At 61.4% G+C, this 21,031-nt stretch carries 17 protein-coding genes; 7 read left to right on the top strand and 10 right to left on the bottom strand.

The window, feature by feature from the left end; all coding sequences use genetic code 11:
- Positions 1-83: 83 nt before the first annotated feature.
- Positions 84-923: an NAD-dependent epimerase/dehydratase family protein gene (locus ACSC1P_RS18810; RefSeq protein ID WP_435361748.1), complete on the top strand. Its 840-nt coding sequence runs from the start codon at positions 84-86 to the stop codon at positions 921-923.
- 87 nt (positions 924-1,010) lie between these two features.
- Here the strand turns inward: ACSC1P_RS18810 and xacF are convergent, their stop codons facing one another.
- The 4 genes from xacF to ACSC1P_RS18790 all read right to left on the bottom strand — a co-directional run bounded on the left by xacF (position 1,011) and on the right by ACSC1P_RS18790 (position 4,867).
- Positions 1,011-2,462, bottom strand: coding sequence for a 2,5-dioxovalerate dehydrogenase (xacF, locus tag ACSC1P_RS18805; RefSeq protein ID WP_435361747.1), 1,452 nt, complete (start codon positions 2,460-2,462; stop codon positions 1,011-1,013).
- A gap of 613 nt (positions 2,463-3,075) precedes the next feature.
- Positions 3,076-3,510, bottom strand: a complete 435-nt coding sequence (locus tag ACSC1P_RS18800; RefSeq protein WP_435361746.1) for a PPC domain-containing DNA-binding protein — start codon at positions 3,508-3,510, stop codon at positions 3,076-3,078.
- A 104-nt stretch (positions 3,511-3,614) separates the two neighbouring features.
- A complete protein-coding gene (locus ACSC1P_RS18795; protein ID WP_435361745.1) occupies positions 3,615-4,718 on the bottom strand; it encodes a lactonase family protein in 1,104 nt (367 codons plus the stop codon).
- Positions 4,718-4,867, bottom strand: coding sequence for a hypothetical protein (locus tag ACSC1P_RS18790; RefSeq protein ID WP_435361744.1), 150 nt, complete (start codon positions 4,865-4,867; stop codon positions 4,718-4,720). Before ACSC1P_RS18790 ends, ACSC1P_RS18795 begins: the two co-directional genes overlap by 1 nt.
- Before the next feature lie 492 nt (positions 4,868-5,359).
- Here ACSC1P_RS18790 and ACSC1P_RS18785 point away from each other — a divergent pair, with 492 nt between their 5' ends.
- Positions 5,360-6,424 carry a pectate lyase family protein gene (locus tag ACSC1P_RS18785; RefSeq protein WP_435361743.1) on the top strand — a complete coding sequence of 355 codons (1,065 nt, stop codon included), beginning with the start codon at positions 5,360-5,362 and terminating at the stop codon, positions 6,422-6,424.
- 117 nt (positions 6,425-6,541) lie between these two features.
- Here the strand turns inward: ACSC1P_RS18785 and ACSC1P_RS18780 are convergent, their stop codons facing one another.
- Positions 6,542-6,838, bottom strand: a complete 297-nt coding sequence (locus ACSC1P_RS18780) for a hypothetical protein (RefSeq protein ID WP_435361742.1) — start codon at positions 6,836-6,838, stop codon at positions 6,542-6,544.
- Between the two features lie 276 nt (positions 6,839-7,114).
- Here ACSC1P_RS18780 and ACSC1P_RS18775 point away from each other — a divergent pair, with 276 nt between their 5' ends.
- Positions 7,115-8,659 (top strand): glycoside hydrolase family 28 protein, encoded by a 1,545-nt coding sequence (locus ACSC1P_RS18775; RefSeq protein ID WP_435361741.1) that lies wholly within the window; start codon positions 7,115-7,117, stop codon positions 8,657-8,659.
- Positions 8,660-8,746: 87 nt separating this feature from the next.
- Positions 8,747-8,971: a DUF8074 family membrane protein gene (locus ACSC1P_RS18770; RefSeq protein ID WP_435361740.1), complete on the top strand. Its 225-nt coding sequence runs from the start codon at positions 8,747-8,749 to the stop codon at positions 8,969-8,971.
- An 87-nt stretch (positions 8,972-9,058) separates the two neighbouring features.
- Here the strand turns inward: ACSC1P_RS18770 and ACSC1P_RS18765 are convergent, their stop codons facing one another.
- A complete protein-coding gene (locus tag ACSC1P_RS18765) occupies positions 9,059-10,108 on the bottom strand; it encodes a Gfo/Idh/MocA family protein (RefSeq protein ID WP_435361739.1) in 1,050 nt (349 codons plus the stop codon).
- A 165-nt stretch (positions 10,109-10,273) separates the two neighbouring features.
- On the opposite strand from ACSC1P_RS18765, the gene ACSC1P_RS18760 reads away from it, so the two are divergent.
- From ACSC1P_RS18760 to ACSC1P_RS18750, 3 genes are all read left to right on the top strand, one after another.
- Entirely contained in the window at positions 10,274-11,443 is a 1,170-nt protein-coding gene (locus ACSC1P_RS18760; RefSeq protein WP_435361738.1) for a pectinesterase family protein, read from the top strand.
- 53 nt (positions 11,444-11,496) lie between these two features.
- Entirely contained in the window at positions 11,497-12,663 is a 1,167-nt protein-coding gene (locus ACSC1P_RS18755; RefSeq protein ID WP_435361737.1) for a pectinesterase family protein, read from the top strand.
- Positions 12,664-12,894: 231 nt separating this feature from the next.
- Complete coding sequence (locus ACSC1P_RS18750) at positions 12,895-14,199, top strand: hypothetical protein (RefSeq protein WP_435361736.1); 1,305 nt, start codon at positions 12,895-12,897, stop codon at positions 14,197-14,199.
- A gap of 320 nt (positions 14,200-14,519) precedes the next feature.
- Here ACSC1P_RS18750 and ACSC1P_RS18745 read toward each other — a convergent pair whose 3' ends face one another.
- From ACSC1P_RS18745 to ACSC1P_RS18730, 4 genes are all read right to left on the bottom strand, one after another.
- Complete coding sequence (locus ACSC1P_RS18745; RefSeq protein ID WP_435361735.1) at positions 14,520-16,748, bottom strand: ABC transporter ATP-binding protein; 2,229 nt, start codon at positions 16,746-16,748, stop codon at positions 14,520-14,522.
- A 12-nt stretch (positions 16,749-16,760) separates the two neighbouring features.
- On the bottom strand, positions 16,761-17,771 hold the full coding sequence (locus ACSC1P_RS18740; RefSeq protein ID WP_435361734.1) for an ABC transporter permease: 1,011 nt from the start codon (positions 17,769-17,771) through the stop codon (positions 16,761-16,763).
- Positions 17,772-17,875: 104 nt separating this feature from the next.
- Complete coding sequence (locus tag ACSC1P_RS18735) at positions 17,876-18,880, bottom strand: ABC transporter permease (protein WP_435361733.1); 1,005 nt, start codon at positions 18,878-18,880, stop codon at positions 17,876-17,878.
- A gap of 144 nt (positions 18,881-19,024) precedes the next feature.
- Entirely contained in the window at positions 19,025-20,899 is a 1,875-nt protein-coding gene (locus tag ACSC1P_RS18730; RefSeq protein ID WP_435361732.1) for an ABC transporter substrate-binding protein, read from the bottom strand.
- Positions 20,900-21,031 lie beyond the last annotated feature (132 nt).

Genomic DNA, 21,031 nt, shown 5'->3' with positions numbered 1-21,031 from the left:
CCGCCCCCACTTGAATCGCGACTGACTGGCAGACCGTACCCCCACCCGGTCTTTTTATGGTAGTGTCTTACACATAGGGCAGTATGGACGTACTGATGACCGGCGTCTATGGCCGGTGCGGAACCGCAGTTATCGACCACCTGCACGACCGAGACGAGTACGACTTCACCTACTACAACCGCTCGGACCGACCGGACGACCACCCTTACGGCGGCTACGACACGATCGTCGCTGACGTCACAGACTTCGACGCGCTGCTGGAGGCGAGCGCGGGACAGGACGCGATGGTCCACATGGCCGCGTACCCCTACACGGACGGTGAGTGGGGCGACATCTTCGAACCGAACGTCATCGGGATGTACTACGCGCTGGAGGCGGCGCGCGAGAACGAACTCGAATCGTTCGTCTTCATCTCGACGAACCACGTCATGGGGATGTACGAAGAGGAGTTCGCGCCGGACATCTACTACCCGGACAACGACCTCGTCATCGACCACACAGACCCCGTCCGTCCCGATTCCTTCTACGGCGCGTCGAAGAGTTTCGGCGAGGACATGGGCCGCTACTACGTTGAGAACTACGAGTACCCGAAACGGTTCTACTCGCTTCGCGTCTGTAGCGTGCGCAACGAGGAGTACGACCACCCCTACGGTGACGCCGAGAAGGGCGTCGACGAAGGACTGTGGGAGCGCGGCAGTGACGAGTACGACGAACAGGTCGCTCGGATGAAGGCGATGTGGCAGTCGCGTCGCGACTTCGCCCATCAAGTCGACTGCTGTCTCTCCAACGACGACGTGGAGTACGGCATCTTCAGCGGTGTCAGCGACAACCATCGGCGCTGGTTCGACCTCGAACACGCTCGCGCCCGCATCGGCTACGACCCGCAAGACGACGGCGAGGAGTGGGACGAACCGCCGGCCTGAGTGCGTCGCTATTCGAGTCTCGACTCAGTGGAACGGCCATCGAAAGAACGAGTTTCTGATGGAAGACGGCGTGGTGCCGACGCTGCGTCAGAAGTTGCGGTAGACGGTCTTGACCGACGTGAAGAAGTCGAGACCGGCGTCACCTTGTTCGCGGTAGGTGTTCGTCGAGGAGTCCTTGTACCCGCCGAAGGGCACGTGGAGCTCCAGTCCAGTCGTCTTTTCGTTCACCTTTGCGACACCGGCTTCGATGTCTTCGACGAAGCGGTTCGCCTCGGTGAGGTCCTGTGTGATGATGCTCGCCGAGAGTCCGTAGACGGTGTCGTTGGCGGTCGCGAGTGCGTCCTCGAAGTCGCTCGCCTCGATGACGGCGAGGACTGGTCCGAAGACCTCTTCCTGTGCGATTTGCATGTCGTTGTCGACGTCCGAGAAGACGGTCGGCTCGACGTAGTAGCCGCCCTCGTACTCGTCGCCCTCGGGCTGTCCGCCGCCCGCCGCAAGCGTCGCACCTTCATCCTGCGCGATGTCGATGTACTCCAGTGTCGAGGAGAGTTCGCCGTCGGAGACGTGCGGCCCCATACCCGGGTCGTCGAGACCAGGGCCGATGTCGGTCGACTCGGCTATCTCCGCGATGGCCTCGACGAACTCGTCGTACACGTCCTCGTGGACGATGGCACGCGATGTCGCCGTACAGGACTGTCCGGTCGTCCCGAACGCGCCGACACTGATGATGTCTGCAGCCTCTTCGGGGTCGGCGCTGGGCATGACGACGGTCGGGTTCTTCCCGCCCATCTCACACTGGACGCGCGTCAGGTCTTCCGACGCGGCCTGTGCGACAGCGGTCCCGACTGCCGTGCTGCCAGTGAACGAGAGCCCGTCGATGGCTTCCGACTCCGCGAGTGGCGTCCCGATTTCGCTCCCCGACCCGGTGACGAGGTTGGCCGTACCGTCAGGGAGGCCAGCCTCGTCGAGCACTTCGAGCAGGATGCGCGCCGAGTTCGGTGCCTCGGAGGCTGGCTTGAGGACGGCCGTGTTCCCCGCGGCGAGTGCGGGTGCGAGCTTCCACGCCGGGATGGCGATGGGGTAGTTCCACGGCGTGATGAGCGCGACGGTGCCGAGCGGTTCGCGCTTCGTGTACAGCTCCTTGTCCGTGCCACTGGGTGATTTGACCGTGCCACCGATGTCACGGCACTTCTCCGCGTAGTAGTAGAAGATGTCTATCGCGCGCTGGACCTCGCCGTTCGCTTCGGACCAGGTCTTCCCCTCTTCGCGCACGAGCGTCTCGGTCGCTTCCTCCTTGCGGTCGGCGAGCAGTTCGCCCGCCTCACGCAGGATAGCACCGCGCGACGGTCCGGGCGTTCCGGCCCACTCGTCCTGTGCGGCGACTGCCGCGTCGATGGCTTCCTGCACGTCTGCTTCGTTCGATGCGGGATGGGTGCTGACGACCTCGTCGGGGTCAGCCGGGTTGGTTACCTCGAAAGTCTCACCGGTTGTCGATTCGACCCACTCTCCGCCGATGTAGTTGGCGTACTCTGTGGTCATAAGTCCGTACTGGACCTTTTCTCGACACTGGAATACCAATGTTTTGGTGGAGACAATGCCTCACCAGTCTCGTGGAAAAGTCGTGAGAAGACAGCGATGGCTGCCACGGCGGGATGACAGTCCCGGAGACTGCTATGGACAGGTGACAGGCTACGACAGGTTGCTGTCTCCGCGGTGTTGAATCACTGGCACGTGATTGTGGCTGATGCCGTGGCCAGTTTGCTGCCGTCTTCTACACACCAGCATGTCCCTCCGCTATGTCACGGGACGTTTGTGAGTTATTCGCAAACGTAATAAAACTAGCCTTCCGTGCAGTCCTGGCCCCAATCGAGTTATACTGTAATTTTGTACCACACAAGTACGTCATCCGCGTCACGAGTGAGCGACTCGGCCCAGTGATCGAGACGACTCTGTTGATGCTGGCGACGCTCGGCGTTCTGGGAATCGTGCTCGCCACCATCACCGACACCGGCATCCAGAACGACATCTGGGCGGCGATACTCACGACGTGGGGAGCATCGCTCATCATCGTCGGACTCGTCGGCTACGGTTTCATCCGTTGGAAACGCCGGATCGATTCTTCTTTGCGATTTTCGCCACGACGAGGGGACACTCAGCGACGTGTGAGTTGTGAGACGTTGTGCTCGCTCGGCTCACGGGTGAGTGAAAGTCCCTCGAACTTCCGGATGGTGAACTCGCCGAGGACGTTCACCTCACAGCCGTCTTCGAGGTGGCCACCGACGGTTCGCTCTCCGTTGAACGCCGTCACGTGCAGGTGTGGTTCGCCGTCGGCGATGGCTCCCCCGACGTTCGTCACTTCCCACGACCCGTCGAGTTCGAGCGTGACGTTTCGGTCGGCTTGGGTCTCTGGTAAGTCGGTTCGATTCACGTAGTGGATGTTCAGGTTGCTGAACGTCCCGATGCCGGAGACGACGGCCCCAGTGTCGACGTCGTGGTCGGCACACGCCTGTTCGAGCGATTCGAGTGCCATGTCGCCGCGGTCGAGACGGACGACGACGTGGCCGTCCTCGGATTCGAAGCTTTCCATGAGTCGGTTCGTACTGCTCAAGCGGGGAGAATAAAGGTTGACCCGGCAGGGGTGCGTGTTCCCCTCGTTGGAGGACTTCAGGCCCGGAAGTGGCCGTCACTGCGTCACTCCCGTGGCAGCACGACTGCACAGGTCGGTTTCCCAACCGCTGTCTCGTCGTCTCGCGCCGAGAGCGACCCCGTCTCCGCATAAACGCTGAACGAGCGGATTCGGTGGCTGTCGCGGTTCTCAACGAGGAGCCAGCGCCCGGTCGGGCCGAGCGAGAAGTCACGGGGCTTTCGCCCTCGCGTCGGTTCGTGGCCGACCAGTTTCAGTTCTCCATCGGCGACTGCGAAAGTCGCGATGCTGTCGTGCCCACGGTTGGACGCGAACACCCACCGTCCGGACGGGTGGACGTGCACGTCCGCGGCTGGACAATCGCTCGCCGATTCGTCCGGCGGCAGCGTCGAGACGGTCGCCTCGACGGAGAGCGCGCCGGAGTCAGCGCCGACAGCCAGTCGCGTCAGCGTCGAGTTCAGTTCGTTCACGAGAAACGCGGATTCCCCGTCGGGCCCGAACTCCATGTGACGCGGCCCGGCCCCCGGCGGCAGGTCGACGCTCCGGGCCGGTGCCGCGTCGAGTCGCCCGGCCTTGGCGTCGATGTGATAGGCGACGACCCGGTCCAGTCCGAGGTCGGGGACGTACAGGAACCGGTTTCGCGGACCGGGGACGGCGGCGTGGGGGTGTGGCTCGACCTGCGGACCCGCCAGTTCGCCAGACCCATCGTGCTTGACTACGTGACTCGGCGGCCCGACGCTACCTTCGCTTTCGACTGGGAGCATCGCCACGGTGCCCGCGGCGTAGTTCGCCGTGAAGACGAATCGGCTCGCCGCGTCGACGCTCACGTAACATGGACCGAGGCCGCCGCTCGACCGTCGACTCAGCAGCGATAGCGTCCCAGAAGCGTGGTCGATAGCGAACGTCAATACCTGTCCGTCCGCGTCACCCGCCGGTCGGTTCACGACCGAGAGTCGCTCGCCGCCGGGGTGGACCGCGAGGTACATCGGCCGGCGCAGTGGTGTGTGTGACAGTCGTGTGAGGGACCCGTCTGCTGGGTCGAAAGAGTAGGTGAAGACACCAGCTTCGTGCTCGTCGTCGGTCGCGGCCGAGCAGACGAATGCGAGCGACATTTCATCCCCTCTCCCGGCCGAGCCTTCGTCTTCCGGCATCACGCGTCCACCCGATTCGCCTCGACGAAGACTCTCGTTATCGACTGGACCGCGCGATGCGCCTCGCCGGAATGCGAGTGCCCGAACTCGGTGCGCCGCTCGTGGGCGCGATATGTGACCTGTTCGGTCTCGATGTCCGCGTTTTCCATCTCGCTCGTCGGTTCGGCAAGCGCGGGGTTAACTCTATGGTCGCTGCTTGGTCGCTGACCCGTTGCCTCGACGGCTGGCAGTGGAAACGCGAAGAGTTCTGGAACTGCTGCACGAGCGCCGGCGATCGTTCCCATGCCGGAACACGCTGGGACCACCGTGCGGGATGTGATCTCCCGTCCCGCTCATCGAGAGCGGTGACCGCAGTCTCGATAGTCCCACCGGAACGCATATGATAGCAACACACAAACCCGTTGGACGAGGATTCGATGACTCCCGATAGACGAACGTTTCTGAGAACTGGAATCGCAGGTTTGTGCACCGCTTGCGCTGGTTGTAACAGCGGCAATAGTGAAACCGAGACGACGAGCGAGGAGCCGACGACCACCAGGGAGTCGGCCACGGAGGAGCCGACCTCCGAACCGACGAGTTCGGTCCCGGACGAACCACCTCGAAGTGCCTCACAATTCGATCCGAGCGACGGGTTCGCGGAGATGGCACCGTGGCTCGACGACGACACGCCCGTATTCAAGGTGACGGAACCGACGCCGCGATCGTTCCTCAAAGCACTCGCCGGCGACCCGGGTCCGCGCGTCGTCGTCTTCGAGACGAGTGGAACCATCGACCTCGAGGGACAGTGGATCTCGATACAGAATCCGAAGGTGTGGATCGCTGGCCAGACGGCACCCTCACCAGGCATCACGTTTGTCAGGGGCCGATTCACCATCGATGCCGACGACGTCGTCGTCCAGCACATCCGGGTCCGACCGGGTGACGAAGGCGCGAACGGCAGTGCCGATTCGATGGATTGCATCCAGACCCGAGACGGGAGTCAGAACAACATCGTCGACCACTGTTCGGCCTCGTGGTCGACCGACGAGGTGCTCTCGGTCGGCTACGACACGACCAATACGACAGTGTCGAACTGCCTGATCGCCGAGCCGCTGGAGGACTCGCTCCACCCGAAGGGCCCGCACGGATACAGCTCACTGATCGGCAACAACGCCGAGAACGTCACCATGGCCGGGAACGTCTACGCGCACACGACCGACAGGAACCCGCGGCTCAAGGAGGGTACACAGAGCGTGCAGGCGAACAACGTCATCCACTACTTCGGGGACGGTTGCTGGCTCGACCCGAACACGCAAGCGAGCATCGAGGGGAACGACTATCGACTCCCCCAGTCCGGACAGGCGAACATCTTCGGCGACGGCGAGGCGTACGTCGAAGACAACCTGAACGAGGGTGACGTCCCGATGGTCGAGTCAGGGGTTTCGAGACTCGACGAACGCCCGTTGTGGCCAGAGAACCTGGAAACGCTCCCGTCCAATGAGACGTTCGACCACAACATGGCGAACGTCGGTGCTCGCCCGGCGGACAGGACGGAACACGACGAGCGCATCCTCGGCATGATCCGCAACGGCGTGGGCCACCTCATCGATAGTCAATCCGAAGTCGGCGGGTATCCCGAACTCGCGGAGAACACGCACGAACTGGACGTCCCCGACTCGAATCTCAGAGCGTGGCTCCGACAGAAAGCCCTCGAAGTCGAACAGTGACGACTGGTCGAGCAGCAAGTGCAGTTCGGACTTAGAGCTGAAACAGCGCGAACGACGTTGAAAGGTCGGCGTCGCGAACTGGGCTCGTCGACGACCGGCGACAGCGTGCCTGTTTCCTTACTGGCGCTTCAGCCAGACGATGCTATACGTGAGGAGGCCGACGACGAGCATCGCGCCACCCCAGATGGAGAAGATCGCTGCCCAGAGTCCCCAGAGGTCGAAGAATCCCGTGCTGGACTCGATCGCGGGCGTCATACCGAAGACGAAGTTGATACCGAACGCGAAGGCGATGAGGCCGGCACCGAACGCCGCGACCTTCAAACTGACCGACGTCCTGTACTGTTCCATAATCCGGCGGACGATTTCGCTGTCGACGTACTCGCCGAAACTAAGCGAATTAGACGAGGATGGCATCGTGAGAGAGTTTCTCAACGCCAGTATTTATTCCTTTGGGTGGCCGCGGGTCGTACAGACCACGTGAGTCGTCCGACGGCTGGTTGGAACCTGGAACGGACGCAACCGCTGAGAGCGTACTGGTGCCCAACGCTATTGAGTGTGCTATCGAACCGGGAGCGGGTCCGTCCCGACGACTGGGTCTGCTCGGTCAGCATCGCCCGAACCCACCTCCGCTACCCACGACTCGCGACGCCGACGCAACGTTTATTCGTTCCCTCCGTGAGGCCTTAGCTGATGGAGCACGCTACTACTGCGCAGTTCGACATCCAAGAGTACGGTGCGGTGGGTGACGGATCGACGAGGGATACCGACGCGATTCAGGCGGCACTCGACGACTGCCGAGACTCGGGCGGCACGGTCCTCGTGCCACCAGGGACGTACCTCACGGCCCCGCTGGTCGTCGGCGACGACACGACGCTGCACCTCCAGGCTGGTGCCACGCTCCAGTTCGTCGGTGACTATACTGCATTCCCGACAGTCCAGAGTCGGTGGGAGGGCTGGGACCAGTACGGATTCCACCCGTGTCTGTGGATCAAAGACGCCGCGAACGTCGCGATCACCGGCCGTGGGGTCATCGACGGCGGGGGCGAGTACTGGTGGAACTTCTACGAGACACCCGACGAGGAGATTCCAGACGGCCTCCTCGACCGGCTCGCCGAGTTCGATAGGCAGAACGATAAGAGCGACGACGTTAGCAGCTTCACGCTCCGGCCACCACTCTTCCAGATTTACGAGAGCACGAACGTCTCTGTCTCCGGTGTCACGCTGCAGAATTCGCCGTTCTGGAATACGCACGTCGTCTACTCGAAAGACGTCACGTTCCACGACGCTCGGATCCAAAACCCGGCGAATGCACCGAACGGGGATGGGATCGACATCGATTCGTCGGAATCGGTCCGACTCAGCGATACGTACATCAACGCAGGCGACGACGCGATCTGTCTCAAGTCCGGGAAGGACGAGGAGGGTCGAGAACGGGCCAGACCTGCCGCGCAGATCTCCGTGACGAACTGTACGATCGAAGCCGGCCACGGCGGCGTCGTGATCGGCAGTGAGATGTCCGGTGACGTTCGCGACGTGACGGTCTCGAATTGCACGTTCACGAACACCGATCGCGGCATCCGTATCAAGACCCAGCGGGGACGCGGCGGCGTCGTCGAGGACCTCCGTTTCGACACCATCGTCATGCGGAACGTCGCGTGTCCGTTCGTCGTCAATGGCTACTACTTCATGGACATCGACAGCGACCCCGCGGACGTCGACGAGACGACTCCGATGGTTCGACGGGTCCACTTCTCGAACATCACTGCTCGTAACGTCGAGAGCGCCGGGTTCCTGGCAGGCCTCCCGGAACAGTACTTCGAGACGATCACGTTCTCGAACGTGGATATCGACGCCACGAGACCGCTCTCGGCCACCGACCTCAGTCCCGCGATGGCCGAGGCGTACGACCAGCAACACGGGCTGTTCTGCAAGTCCGTCGACGACGTCCGGTTCGACGACGTGACCATCCGGACATCCGAGAGCCCAGCGATGCAGTTCGAGGCGACCGGCGAGATCGAGATCGACGGACTCCACGTCGAAGATACCCCGTCGCCCGTCGTCTCCGCATCGGACGTCGAAGCGTTGCGAATCCGTGGGTGTAGTGCCCCGGACGAGGGGACGTTCCTCCAGGCGAGCGGTGACAATTCGGCGTCGATATCACTATCCGGAAATTACGGCGACCTCGCCGCCGCCACCGAGACGGACCCCGACGGCCCGTCGGTCGACACTCGGTAGATCGACCGCAAGCGGTCACGGAACCCAGTGGCAAACTGGATGGTTCTGACCGCCAGTGATTTACCACGGGGCGGTCAACGAGTCGCCATGGAACTGACACGCATAGATGTCATCGTGTACGTATACACGCTCGGCGTGGTGCTGACGGGTGGGCTGCTCGTGATGCGACTGAGAATCCAGGACAACCTCTTGCTGGTCGGCGTGAGCCTCATCGCGGCGCTTGCGTGGACGGTCTACTTCCACGTCACGATGGTCCCACGCCTCGTAGACGAACTCACCGACGACGAGACGGATATCGAGGCACAAGCCTGACTGTCTGGGGTCTGGCGGCGCGTCGACGAGAACCGCTATCGATTCGTGTCCGCGAAATCTCGACCGCAGAAGGAATCCCCTCGCTCGCTATCGTTCGAACGCGCTGAGCCCCGGGTAGAGGTCCAACACGTCGACGGGTTCGTCGCGGCGACCAGACTCCATGGTTGCCATCGTCACCGCGAGCCCCCAGAGGGCGTCCCGGGCCGTCGATGGCGGGGTTGCACCAGTCTGCACCGTCTCGACGAACGCGTCGGCTTTCCCCTCGCTCCCACCGCGGTACGGGTCGTGTTCCGTTCCGTCGTTGTCGATCGCGTAGCCGTGGCGTTCGTTCCACTCCCGTCCATCGAAGTACAGTGCGCCGTCGTCGTCCCACAGGTGGATGTGCTCGCGGGCACGAGTCGCCAGCCCGGTGTCGGTGAAGGTCGCGATCGTGCCGTTCTCGAATTCGATCCGGATCGACGACTCCTTGTCCAGGATCTCGGCGTCGTCGTGGAAAGACACGTGCGCATCGACGGTGACCGGCCTCAGGCCGGTCATCCAGAGGATGGCTTCGATGACGTGGATTCCGACGTTGATGAGGTGCCCACCGCCGCTGAGGTCCGGATTCATCCGCCAGTCGTCCATCTCCTCGAAGTAGTCACGCCAGTCGTGGGTCAGTTCGCCAGTGATGAAGGTCGGCTCGGCGTCGCCCTGGCGCCACCGCTGATGTCCCTCGATGAACGCGGGATTCAGGTGGCGCTGGAAGCCCAGCATGACGACGTTGTCTGACTGTTCGGCGCGTTCGGTGAGGTCCATCGCGTCCTCGACGTCCGTCGCAATCGGTTTCTCCAGCAGCACGTGTAGGTCTCGATCCATCGCCGCCATCGCTTGCTCGTAGTGGAGGCCGTTGGGTGTGGCAATCACGACCGCGTCCAGATTCGCTTCGTCGAGCATCGCCTCGTAGCTCTCGAACTGCCCGTCCGCTGGGACCTCGAAGACCTCCGCGGCGGACTCGACGTTCTCGGGAACGACGTCGGTGACGGCGACGATCGACGCGTCCCGATTCACTCTAAATTCCTCGCCTAACCGCATCCCCACGGACCCGAGACCCGCGATTCCGATCGCGAGACGCGAGCCGGGTTCTGTGCCGGCGTTCATGACGTATTCGTACAGAGATTGGGCGCATAAATGTTGCGTTAGCAGGCATCACGCTGGGACCGATTCGCGTCGTCGTTTCTCGCAGTCGTCTCGACCGAGACGTACTGTGCGCGCGAATCGTCGGCTGGCATAGATTTATCCGTTCGTTCCCCGACCATTTGGTAGATGGAAAAGAGCGACCAGCAACGTCGTGATTCTGCTGCGCATCGACTGTCCCGGCGCAAGGTGCTCGCCGCGACGGGCGTGGGGGCACTCACCGGACTGGCCGGCTGCACAGGTGGCGACGCCGAGCGCACCGCGTCAGAAACCGAACCCCCGTCTTCGGCGTCGACGACAACAGAATCGCAGACGTCCACGGCAGAACCGACCGAGACGAAGAGCGTCGAGGAGAAACTCGAGGAATACGGCTGTCCAAAACTCGACCGCGACCCCGACATCGTCGTCGCCAAGGACGGCAGTGGTGACTACGAAACCGTCCAGGCGGCGATCGATTCGCTACCAGCCGATGATTTCGAGGAAAACCAGGTGTACATCGAGGAAGGCGTCTACGAGGAGAAACTGGAGTTGGGTGGGAAACTCGACGTCACGATTCTGGGTGCCGGGCCCGAGAAGACGATTCTCACGTACGACGACCACGCGGACAAGACGAATTCGCTCGGCAATCCGATCGGGACGTCCGGGTCTGCCAGTTTCGTCATCAACGGCTACGACATCACGCTCAAAGACCTCACCGTCCGGAACGATGCGGAGCCAGTCGCGCAAGCCGTCGCCGCTCGCGTCGACGCGAGCCGTGCCTTGTTCGTGAACTGTCGGTTCGTGGGCAATCAGGACACGCTGTATACGCGCAACGAGAATACGAATCAGTACTACAAGGACTGTTACATCGAGGGCGATGTCGACTTCATCTTCGGTGCCGCGACGGCGTACTTCGACGGCTGCGAGATCTTCTGTAAAGGCAGTAGCGGGTACGCCACCGCTGCATCGACGGAGCAGGGCGAGGAGTACGGCTACGTCTTCAACGACTGCACCATCACGGGGGACGCACCGGACGATTCGTTCTACCTCGGTCGGCCGTGGAAGCGATACGCACAGACGGTCTTCCTCAATACGGAGATGGGCGAGCACATCCGCCCGGAAGGCTATCATCCGTGGCCCGAACCCGATCATCCCGACAAGACGAAGACCGCGTACTACGCCGAATACAACAACTCGGGACCGGGGTATACGCCCGACGAGCGCGTCGAGTGGAGCCACGTCTTGAGCGAATCGGACGCGCAACCGTACCGCTCACCGAAGACCGTCCTCGACGGCTGGGACCCGACGGTGTGTCTGTGACCGCAACGACGAGAAACATACGTGAATACATCGAACATTCGAGATGATATCCGATGACTGACGACGACGAACATTGTTCCGATACGATCGCGGGCCGGCTGTCACGCCGTCGCCTCCTGGCACTCACCGGGACTGGCGTGACCGGTGGACTCGCCGGGTGTTCCGGGAACGGTGGCGACAGGACTTCGGCACCGGGGACGTCGACCGAGACACAGCCTCCGAGTGCAACCCGGACCGAAACACCATCGACCACGCAGACCGAGACCGAGAGCTTTCAGGAGAATCTCGACGAAGTCGGCTGTCCGACCCTGGAGAAGGACCCGGATATCGTCGTCGCGAAGGACGGGAGTGGTGACTTCGAGACCGTCGAGGCGGCTATCGATGCGACTCCGAAGAACGACCCGAGTGGAACACAGGTATACATCAAAGAAGGCGTCTACGAGGAGAAACTTGAGATTCCGGTCAAGGCGATGGACGTGACGTTCCTGGGTGACGGTCCGGAGAAGACGATCATCACCTACGACGACCACGCCAACAAGAAAGACGAGAACGGACACCCCCTCGGGACGTTCGCGACCGGAACCCTCACGATTTGGGGGTGGGACTTCACGGCGAAGGATCTCACCATTAGGAACGACGCCGAACCGCTCGGCCAAGCGATCGCCGCGCAGGCAGAAGGTGAACGTGCGATGTTCCTGAACTGCCGAATTACCAGTTTTCAGGACACGCTCTACGTCGGTGGCTCCCAGTACCTCGAGAACTGCTACGTCGAGGGGGATGTCGACTTCATCTTCGGTCCAGGTCAGGGTTACTACGAGCACTGCCAGATCCACTGCGTCGACGACAGTGGATACGTCACTGCAGCCTCGACGGGTCAGAACGAAGACTACGGACTCGTCTTCAACGACTGCACGATCACTGGGGACGCACCGGACGATTCGTTCTACCTCGGTCGCCCATGGGGCAAGTACGCCAGGACGGTCTTTCTCGACACCGAACTGGGCGATCACATCAAGCCGATCGGGTGGGCCCGGTGGTCCGAACCCGACGCGCCCGACAAGCGAAAGACGGCCTTCTACGCCGAGTACAACGGGTCGGGCCCGGGGTATACGCCCGACGAACGCGCGTCGTGGGCCCATCAGTTGTCCGCCGACGAAGCCGACCCCTACACCGACCCGGCGACAGTCTTCGGCAACTGGGACCCCACGAAGTGCCTCTGAACCGGCGTGATCAATTGCACGTCGCACCCGGATCGACGGCGGTCGGCAGTCCCGATATCACTTTCGACGCGTCGATGGTCGGCGAGGACGACGAGCCGACGTGGGCCGCTCACTCAGGCTCGCGGTGTTCTCGTCGAAAGAACCACCAAAACGTCTAAATATTCGAGCCCACTCTGTTAGTGTATCTCAAACATGAGACGAGATAGACGCTCGTTCTTGGCAGCCGTTGGTATGGCTGGCGTCAGTGTGTCCGTCGCTGGGTGTAACTCCAACAGCGAATCAACTGACGGAGCCGAGACGACGGAGACCGACACGACGACCCCGACGACAACCGAAACGACCACAACGTCGACGACGACCGAGACGGAGCCCGTCGTCACGCCACCAGACGAACCACCGCGAAGCGCCTCGCAGATCGACCCAGACGACGGGTTTGCGGAGATGGCCCCGTGGGCCGACGGCGAGGACGTGGAGGTCCGCCGGATCACCGAATCGGACCTGAACCTCCAAGATTTCACCCGGAAACTCATCGGGACGAAACCACGAATCGTCGTCTTCGAGACCAGTGGCACGGTCGATCTCGGCGGCCGGGCGTTCACGATCGGAAACGACAACCTCTGGATCGCGGGCCAGACGGCGCCCTCGCCGGGCATCACGCTCACTCGCGGCACGCTGAAGATCGAGGCCAACAACTGCGTGGTCCAACACATTCGGGTCCGCCCGGGAGACGGTGCTGACGCGACGCCGGGGTCGACAGACGCCATCTTCATCCAGGACGACTTCGAGAACAACGTCATCGACCACTGCTCGGCCTCGTGGTCGATAGACGAAGCACTCTCGGTCGGCTTCCAGACGAACAAGAACACGGTCACCAACTGCCTGGTCGCCGAACCGCTCGACGATTCGATCCATCCGAAAGGCCCGCACGGGTACAACTCACTTATCGGCGACAACTCCAAGAACGTCACGCTCGCCGGGAACGTCTGGGCGAACTCGACCGACCGGAACCCACGGCTCAAGGAAGGCAACGAGACCGTCGTCGCCAACAACCTCATCCACCACTACTACGACGGGTGCGTCATGGGTGACTCCGACGGACAACCGGTCACCCGCGCCAGTGTCGTCGGCAACGTTTATCAGAAACCACAGACAGGGCTGCCGGCGATCCGGTCCTTCGGCGACGAGCCCGCAGAGGTCTACCTCGAAGACAACATCGTCAAAGGAGGCGTCTCGGAAGCAGAAGATGCACTCACGAAACTCGACGAACGGCCGCTGTGGCCCGACGACCTGGAGACGATGGCCGCCGCCGACGTCTCGTCGCATAATCTCACGAACGCTGGGGCTCGACCGGCCGACCGGAGCGAACACGACGAACGCATCGTCGATATGATCAAAAACGGGGAGGGCCACGTCATCGACAGTCAAGAAGAAGTCGGCGGGTATCCCGAACTCGAACAGAACACCCGCGCACTGACCGTTCCCGATTCGAACCTGAGAGCCTGGCTTCGACAGCACGCCCTCGAAGTCGAACAGTAATCGGCACACTCGATTAGCGCGATCAGGAAACTACTTCTCCCTACTGCCGACGATAAACGAGGCAGCTCACCCCGGTACCCAGTCTCAACCGTCCCCGAGCTGTGGGTGAGTAACCGGCGGGATGGCTCTCCTCCAGCGCAGTGTCCGCCGATGCGAACGTGTTTTAGCTGCATTCTCGTCGGAGCCTGGAGGGTTCGCTCGAAAGAATCGACACCCTCGCCTGATCGAAGGGTTCAGTCTCGTTGATCGGGGACGACAAACTCAATCAGAAAAGCCGCACTACGACGTTCGAACCTTCCGTCGAAAGTGGACCGTGGTCGTTAGTCCTGGATGAACGCGTCCGGCAGATCGCCGTCTTCGCCGAGCGGTTCACTGCTCCAGTACTGGTGATTGTTGACGGCCCGGAAGCACGAGACCTCGTGACCCGGAGCATCGGATCCCGCGTAGGAATCGGGCATCTCGTTCTTGCAGACCTCTCGTGCAGCGGGACAGCGCGTGTGGAACGGACAGCCGCTGGGGGGATTCTCCGGATCGGGGATGTCGATACTCCGGAGCGGGGTGTCGCCCTCGATCTCGGCTTCGTCGCTCCGGAGCTTCGGCGTCGCCCACCGCAGTGCCTTCGTGTAGGGATGCTGTGGATTGTGGACGATCTGCTCGGGTGGCCCGACTTCGACGAGGTTCCCGAGATAGAGGATCCCGATTCTGCCTCCCGTTTTCTCGGTGATGTACCGAGCGTTCGCCATGTCGTGTGAGACGTAGAAGTAGGAGGTGTCGAACTCCTCCTGGAGCCGAATCATCAGGTCCATCATCTCGACGCGCAGAGAAACGTCGAGTGCACTGACGGGCTCGTCGGCCAGAATCAACTCCGGATTCATCAGCATGGCCCGGATGATCGCCATCCGTTGTTGCTCGCCGCCGGAGAGCTGGTGCGGATACCGATCGATGTACGACTCGGGCGGGGTCATCCCGCAGTGCTCGATCAGGCCGAGGATCCGTGCCCGGCGATCGTGTCCGTCCATCTCGGGCTTCCAGCGCTTGAGCGGGTCCTCGAGCAGCGTCGAGACCCGCCGGTGGGGATTGAGCGCGCTCCCAGGGTCCTGGTGGATGATCTGGAGTGATTTTCTGATGTCTCCCCATTTGACCCCGTCCTCCGCGCCCGAATCGCGGACCTGCCAGATGTCGACGGGACCGCCGGACTCCGTATCGCCGTAGTACTCGATTGAACCACCGGTCGGTCGCTGGAGGCCGATGGCCGTCTTCCCGAGCGTCGTCTTTCCACACCCACTCTCGCCGAGCATCACCGTGACGTCTCGCTCGTGGATCTCGAGGGAGACGCCGTCGACCGCCTTAATGGTCGACGGCGAGGAGAACAACTGGAAGCCGCTTTCTTCCTTCTCGAAGTGTACCTCGACGTCGTCGAGCTCGACGATTGGGTCGTCGCCATCCTGCCACGTGCGACGGTCGGTCGAGAGGGCGGAATCCACGAAGGACTCCATCGAGGACGTCTCTTCGCTCATCGGAATCTCCTCGTCGACCGCCTCCCAGTAGTGACACTTCGCAGCGTGCTCGGAGGTTGCCTGGTACGCCCCCGGGTCGACCTCGCGACACTGCCCGTCAGCCAACGGACAGCGGGGATTGAACGCACACCCGTCCGGCACGTTCAACGGATCGGGCATGTCCCCCTCGATCGGGCGCATCTCCTCGACTGGCGAGTCGATGTCGGGGGTGGCTTTGAGTAGCATCCGCGTATACGGGTGAATCGATCCCGATAGCACGTCTTCGACGGGGCCGATTTCGACGAGATTGAAAGCGTACATCACGGCGACCCGATCGACGAGTTCCGCGATGAGTGGCAAGTCGTGCGTGATGAGCGCGATCGTCAGATCGTACTTGTCCTTCAGCTCGTTGATGAGCGAGATTATCGACCGCTGCATCAGCAGGTCGAGTGCCGCGGTCGGTTCGTCCATGATCAGCACGTCCGGATCGAGGACCATGCTGAGTGCGATCAGCGCACGCTGGGACATCCCGCCGCTCAGCTCGTGCGGGTACGAGTCCAGTACTCGCTCTGGATCTAAGTAGAGATCTGAGAGAAGTTCCTTGGCGTATTCGATCCCGTCGGGAACGTTGTAATCGTGAGCGTCGAGGGTCTCGACGAAGTGCCGACGAATTGTCAGCGTCGGGTTGAACGAACTCATAGCCCCCTGGAACACCATCGAGACCGTGTCCCAGCGGAAATTCTTGAGTTCGGAGTCCGACATCTCGAGCACTTCGACCGGGTCACCCGATTGCGGATTGTAGGTGACATCCCCGCCCAGATAGCCGGGGTCTTCGATTGCGTCCATCATCGACGACGCGAGCATCGATTTGCCGCTGCCGCTCTCGCCGACGATGCCGAGAATCTCGTTGCGGCGGAGATCGAGATCCGCACGATCCACGACGCGGGACTCGCCGCTATCCATATCGAAGGTCACGGTGATGTCCCGCAACTGCATGATCGCGTCGGTACTACCGGTGTCGTCGACGAACGCGTTTTGTTGTGTCGTAGTCATTGTGAGAGTACCTCAGAGTTCCTCCATCGGTGACTTACTGTCCGTTCGTTTCTCATGACGCGCCCGCACCCGGGGATTGAACACCCGGTCGAGCGACTGACTCAGCAGCACCAGGCCAACCCCGATGACGATGATCACGACCGCCGGGATGAGGAACCAGTGCAGCGCTTGCGGGCGGTAGAATGCGCCAGCTTGGTAGGAGCGGTTCAGCATCACGCCCCAGTTGGGATCACCGTACGGCAGGATGCCGAGGAAGTACAGCCCGGCCACGGTGAATATAATCCGCCGTGCTGTACTGGCGAGGTTGATCATCGCGTACGGCATCAGGTGCGGCAGGATGTCCTTCCAGACGATGAGCCGGGAGGGCTGTCCGATGGACCGTGACGCCTCGATGAACGACTCGTTGCGGAGCGTGAGGACCTGTGAGCGCATCTTCCGCGAGAGGCCGCCCCAGGCCATGACACTGATGAGGATCCCGATCAGGACGGGGTTCCCAGAGATCGGTAGCAGGAGTGAGAGCGTCATCACGAGCGGATACCCAGGAATGTTGATAAAGATGTCCGTGATCGCGCTCACGACGTTGTCGATCCATCCTCCTCGATACCCGGCGACTGCACCGGCGCCCGTCCCGACCGCGATGGTCGTGATCGCCCCGGAGAACATCATGATGAGCATCGGTCTAGCCGAGTAGACCGTCATCGCGAAGAGGTCCCGACCCTGGTCGTCCGTTCCAAGCGGGAATTCCGCGGTCGTGAATGGCTGGACGAGCGCACCGCCTTCACCAGTGCGAACCGGATCGACCACGGATGGGCCCACGATGGCCATCAGGAGATAGATCACGAGGATGAACGCCCCGATACGCGCTCGCCAGTCGCTCCAGATGATCTCTACGGGCGTGTGGACGTACGTGTCGTAGAGTTTCTCGAACCGCTCTCTCCGCGTCTCCTCGACCTCCGACGTAATCTCGAACGGCGAGCTGACGGTACCTTCTTCGTTCGAGCGGATGCCGCTCTTTTCACTCATTCGAGTTCACCCCCGAGACGGACGGTGCTGTCCGTGCCCTCGGTTCGGCGTGTACTGGCGCGGTCTCTTGTCGATACGTTCGGTCGTGGGTCAGCGTCGTGTTCTCAGTAACTTTCATCGCTACCACCTCCCGCACGCGGGTCGATCAACGGATAGGTCAGGTCGGCGATGACTAGCGTGAGTACCACCGCAATCGTCATGACCGAGAAGGCACCCATCAGGAGCGGGTAGTCTCGTTGATAGAGCGCGTGCAACATGTAGTAGCCCAGCCCACGGTACGTGAACACTTCCTCGAGAACGGCAGACCCACCGAACATCCGTCCGACGCTGATGAGGAAGGACGTATACATCGGCAACAATGCGTTTCTGCCGACGTATTGCGTCGTTATCGTCAGGTTTGGGAGGCCCCGGAGCCTCGCCACGCGGAGGTAGTCCGAGCCGAGTACGCGGATACTGTTCCCCCGCATCCCGAGCGCACGTAACCCCGAGATCACGACGTACGACAGTATCGGGAGGGCTGCGTGATGAAGGACACCAGTTATGAACGGTATGTTGAGTCCGGGGGACGTCCCGGTCGTATACCGCCCGCCGGTCGGGAACCAGCCCTGCCTGTACGACAGGAAGATGAGCAGTAAGATCGCGAAGACGTAGAACGGGATCGAACCGAGGACCACTGCGAGCCCGGACATGGAGACGTCGAACTTCCCTCCCTCGAAGTACCCCATGGTCGCGCCGATGACGACGGCCATCGAGTAGCTGATGAACACGGCCCATCCCAGGACGAAAACCGTCCACGGGATGGCTTCGGCAAGGACGTTAATCACTGGCCGGTCGTAGTATATCGAGTGACCGAGATTCCCCTGGATGAAACTAATCATATAGTCAACGTACGCCAGTGGAATCGGTTGGGTCGGATCGATGGTGAGACGCTTTTCGATAAGGGCGTTCACCTGCGTCGGTGACATCCCCTGGCGGATGAGTTGCAAACGCAACGCTCCGAGGGGGTTCCCCGGCATCACGCGGATGAAGATGAATGTCAACGTAATCACGGCCCAGATTGTAAAGATTGCTTGCCCGATGCGTCTCACACGCCAGTCAATGGTAGCCATGTCTCTCTTTAACAATCAGTGACCTCGTTAATCAATGTTTTGGTCCGTCAGGCAACGCAATCTCGGGGGTGTCGCAAGCTTCGTCGAATGAAGGGTGTGGACCGGGTTCCCTACCGAAATCGGAGTCTCGCTAGGGGCCGACGCTCAGGGCTGGTACGCGAGAGATCCACCCTCGGTCTTGAGCGACAACGTAAGCGCATTCGCACTGCCGTTGACGACCGAGTCAGGCACCTCGTTCCAGTTGAAGTTCTTCGTGTTGATTGCGCCAGCGTCGGGTCGATACATGTTCTCGTGCTCCGGCACGAACTGGTTCCACCACCACATCAGTTCGTGATGGTATTGCTCGTCGTCCGTCACCATCCACTGCGAGATGTGTTCGGAGATACTGATCGTTTTCGTGCCGCCGGATCCGCTCGGATCCCCGATCGGCATCGGGATGTCGTATTCGTCCGGGCCGTGCAGGAGCGTCTTGAGGAGCCAGTTGATGACCAGGTCCTCAGTCCACATAGCGAAGACGCCGTTCGCCGACGAGCCGTCGGGAATGATGTCGAAGTCACCTTTCTTCCGGCGCTCGTCGAAGGTCGCGGAGTCGATGTTCTCCTGGTTGACCTTGACGCCGAAGTCCTTCATTTGCTGGATCCAGATCCCGAAGTCCGACCGGTTGGCGGCGTTGAGTACCTCCACCTGGAATCGTTCGCCGCTGTCGGTCATCCACTCGCCGTTGCTGTTCTTCTCGAACCCTTCCCCTCGGAGGATTTTGGCCGCGCGCTGGGTATCGCCATCGCCGTATTGCTCGAAGTTGTCCTTGACGAACTTTGCCGACGGGTGGGTTTCGTCTTCCATGACCTTTCCTGGGATCCGGCAGGACGGCCACTTGTACATCTTGTTGACGCCCGACAGGAGGCTCTTGACCTCTTCACGGTTGAAGACGTGGAGGAGGGCACGCCGGACGTTCCGGTTGCTCACGACCGAATCCTGCACCTTGTTGCCCATGTTGAACGCGAACAACTTGTTCGCGGAGAGCCCCTCACGGAACAGTTCCGTATTCTTCGGGAGTTGCTTCTTCAGGGCGTCCTGAACGGGGAAGCCTTTGGACGTCGCCGTAACGATCTCGTTCGCGAACGGCTGGAAGACCTGCCCGGTGTTGGGGGGAATCCAGTAGGTGTAGTTCTTGAAGTTGATCTGATCGGCGTTGGGATAGTCCGCGTACCGTTTGAGGATGATCTCTTGATCGCCGACCTGGTCGACCTCGAACGGACCGTTCCCGACTGCGTTCTGGATCTTTGGCTTTGCCGTCGTCGAAATCTCCTTGGCGGCACTTTGCTTTTCGCTTTGCGAACCGTTCACCAAGGCGTCTCGCCACGACGACCATGGCTCGGCATCATGTTTGGTGAAAACCCCGTAACTGTGGGTCCCGTTGTGCACGGCAATCGTGTTCATCACGGCCCGCCGTGTGGACAGATCCGAGTTGATCTTGATTCGCAGGTGCGTGTCGTCCGTGGCCTCGATGCTGTCGTAGATGGTCGCGTTCCCCTCGCCTTCGGATTGGAGTTCGGCGAGGTTCTTCTGGATCTGATACTGGGTCGCCCAGTCTGCAGCGACGAACGTGTCCCCGTTGTGCCACGTGTACTCGTCGCTGAGCTCGACCTCGAGAACCTTTTCCTCGGGCATTTCCCAGGACTTCGCGATCAGTGGGATGTTCTCGTCGGACGCCGGGATGTACTTGGCCAGGCTATTGAAGACAGCCTGCCCCGGGAACCAGCATCCATTGTTAGTGGGGTTCCAGGGATTGAAGTGACGCTTCATCGGCGGGGTGCCTTGGCGGTCCAGTTCCACGAACTCCGCGTCGTGGACGGTGGAACCATCTCCACTGCTGCTACCATCGTTCGAACCTTGCGTTGCCTCGTTCTGGCTGTTGCCACCACTGCAGCCTGCGAGAAGACTGACTCCTCCAAGGGCTGTCGCGTGAAGGGCCTTCCGCCGGCTGATTGCGCTCGGCCAGCTATCTGAATCTGGCATGATAGAGTGAGGGTAGCCAAAATGTATATATCTACTCCATTTTCGCACGATTATTGTGGTGTAAATATACAATTGGCTCCGACGCACCCAGCCGAAACGGCATCATCGCCCGATAAACGTAATCAAATTTAT

This window comes from Haloarchaeobius caseinilyticus, from assembly GCF_051207395.1.
Lineage (GTDB): Archaea > Halobacteriota > Halobacteria > Halobacteriales > Natrialbaceae > Haloarchaeobius.
This window is presented reverse-complemented; position numbering and strand designations above follow the sequence as displayed.

Excerpts from the sequence above, each read along its gene's own strand:
- ACSC1P_RS18760 (WP_435361738.1), top strand. The coding sequence starts at position 10,274 with ATGGAAAAGAGCGACCAGCAACGTCGTGATTCTGCTGCGCATCGACTG.
- ACSC1P_RS18770 (WP_435361740.1), top strand. The coding sequence starts at position 8,747 with ATGGAACTGACACGCATAGATGTCATCGTGTACGTATACACGCTCGGC.
- ACSC1P_RS18810 (WP_435361748.1), top strand. The coding sequence starts at position 84 with ATGGACGTACTGATGACCGGCGTCTATGGCCGGTGCGGAACCGCAGTT.
- xacF (WP_435361747.1), bottom strand. The coding sequence starts at position 2,462 with ATGACCACAGAGTACGCCAACTACATCGGCGGAGAGTGGGTCGAATCG.
- ACSC1P_RS18750 (WP_435361736.1), top strand. The coding sequence starts at position 12,895 with ATGGCTGGCGTCAGTGTGTCCGTCGCTGGGTGTAACTCCAACAGCGAA.
- ACSC1P_RS18800 (WP_435361746.1), bottom strand. The coding sequence starts at position 3,510 with ATGGAAAGCTTCGAATCCGAGGACGGCCACGTCGTCGTCCGTCTCGAC.
- ACSC1P_RS18775 (WP_435361741.1), top strand. The coding sequence starts at position 7,115 with ATGGAGCACGCTACTACTGCGCAGTTCGACATCCAAGAGTACGGTGCG.
- ACSC1P_RS18765 (WP_435361739.1), bottom strand. The coding sequence starts at position 10,108 with ATGAACGCCGGCACAGAACCCGGCTCGCGTCTCGCGATCGGAATCGCG.
- ACSC1P_RS18780 (WP_435361742.1), bottom strand. The coding sequence starts at position 6,838 with ATGCCATCCTCGTCTAATTCGCTTAGTTTCGGCGAGTACGTCGACAGC.
- ACSC1P_RS18755 (WP_435361737.1), top strand. The coding sequence starts at position 11,497 with ATGACTGACGACGACGAACATTGTTCCGATACGATCGCGGGCCGGCTG.
- ACSC1P_RS18740 (WP_435361734.1), bottom strand. The coding sequence starts at position 17,771 with ATGAGTGAAAAGAGCGGCATCCGCTCGAACGAAGAAGGTACCGTCAGC.
- ACSC1P_RS18790 (WP_435361744.1), bottom strand. The coding sequence starts at position 4,867 with ATGGAAAACGCGGACATCGAGACCGAACAGGTCACATATCGCGCCCAC.
- ACSC1P_RS18735 (WP_435361733.1), bottom strand. The coding sequence starts at position 18,880 with ATGGCTACCATTGACTGGCGTGTGAGACGCATCGGGCAAGCAATCTTT.
- ACSC1P_RS18730 (WP_435361732.1), bottom strand. The coding sequence starts at position 20,899 with ATGCCAGATTCAGATAGCTGGCCGAGCGCAATCAGCCGGCGGAAGGCC.
- ACSC1P_RS18785 (WP_435361743.1), top strand. The coding sequence starts at position 5,360 with ATGGCACCGTGGCTCGACGACGACACGCCCGTATTCAAGGTGACGGAA.
- ACSC1P_RS18795 (WP_435361745.1), bottom strand. The coding sequence starts at position 4,718 with ATGCCGGAAGACGAAGGCTCGGCCGGGAGAGGGGATGAAATGTCGCTC.
- ACSC1P_RS18745 (WP_435361735.1), bottom strand. The coding sequence starts at position 16,748 with ATGACTACGACACAACAAAACGCGTTCGTCGACGACACCGGTAGTACC.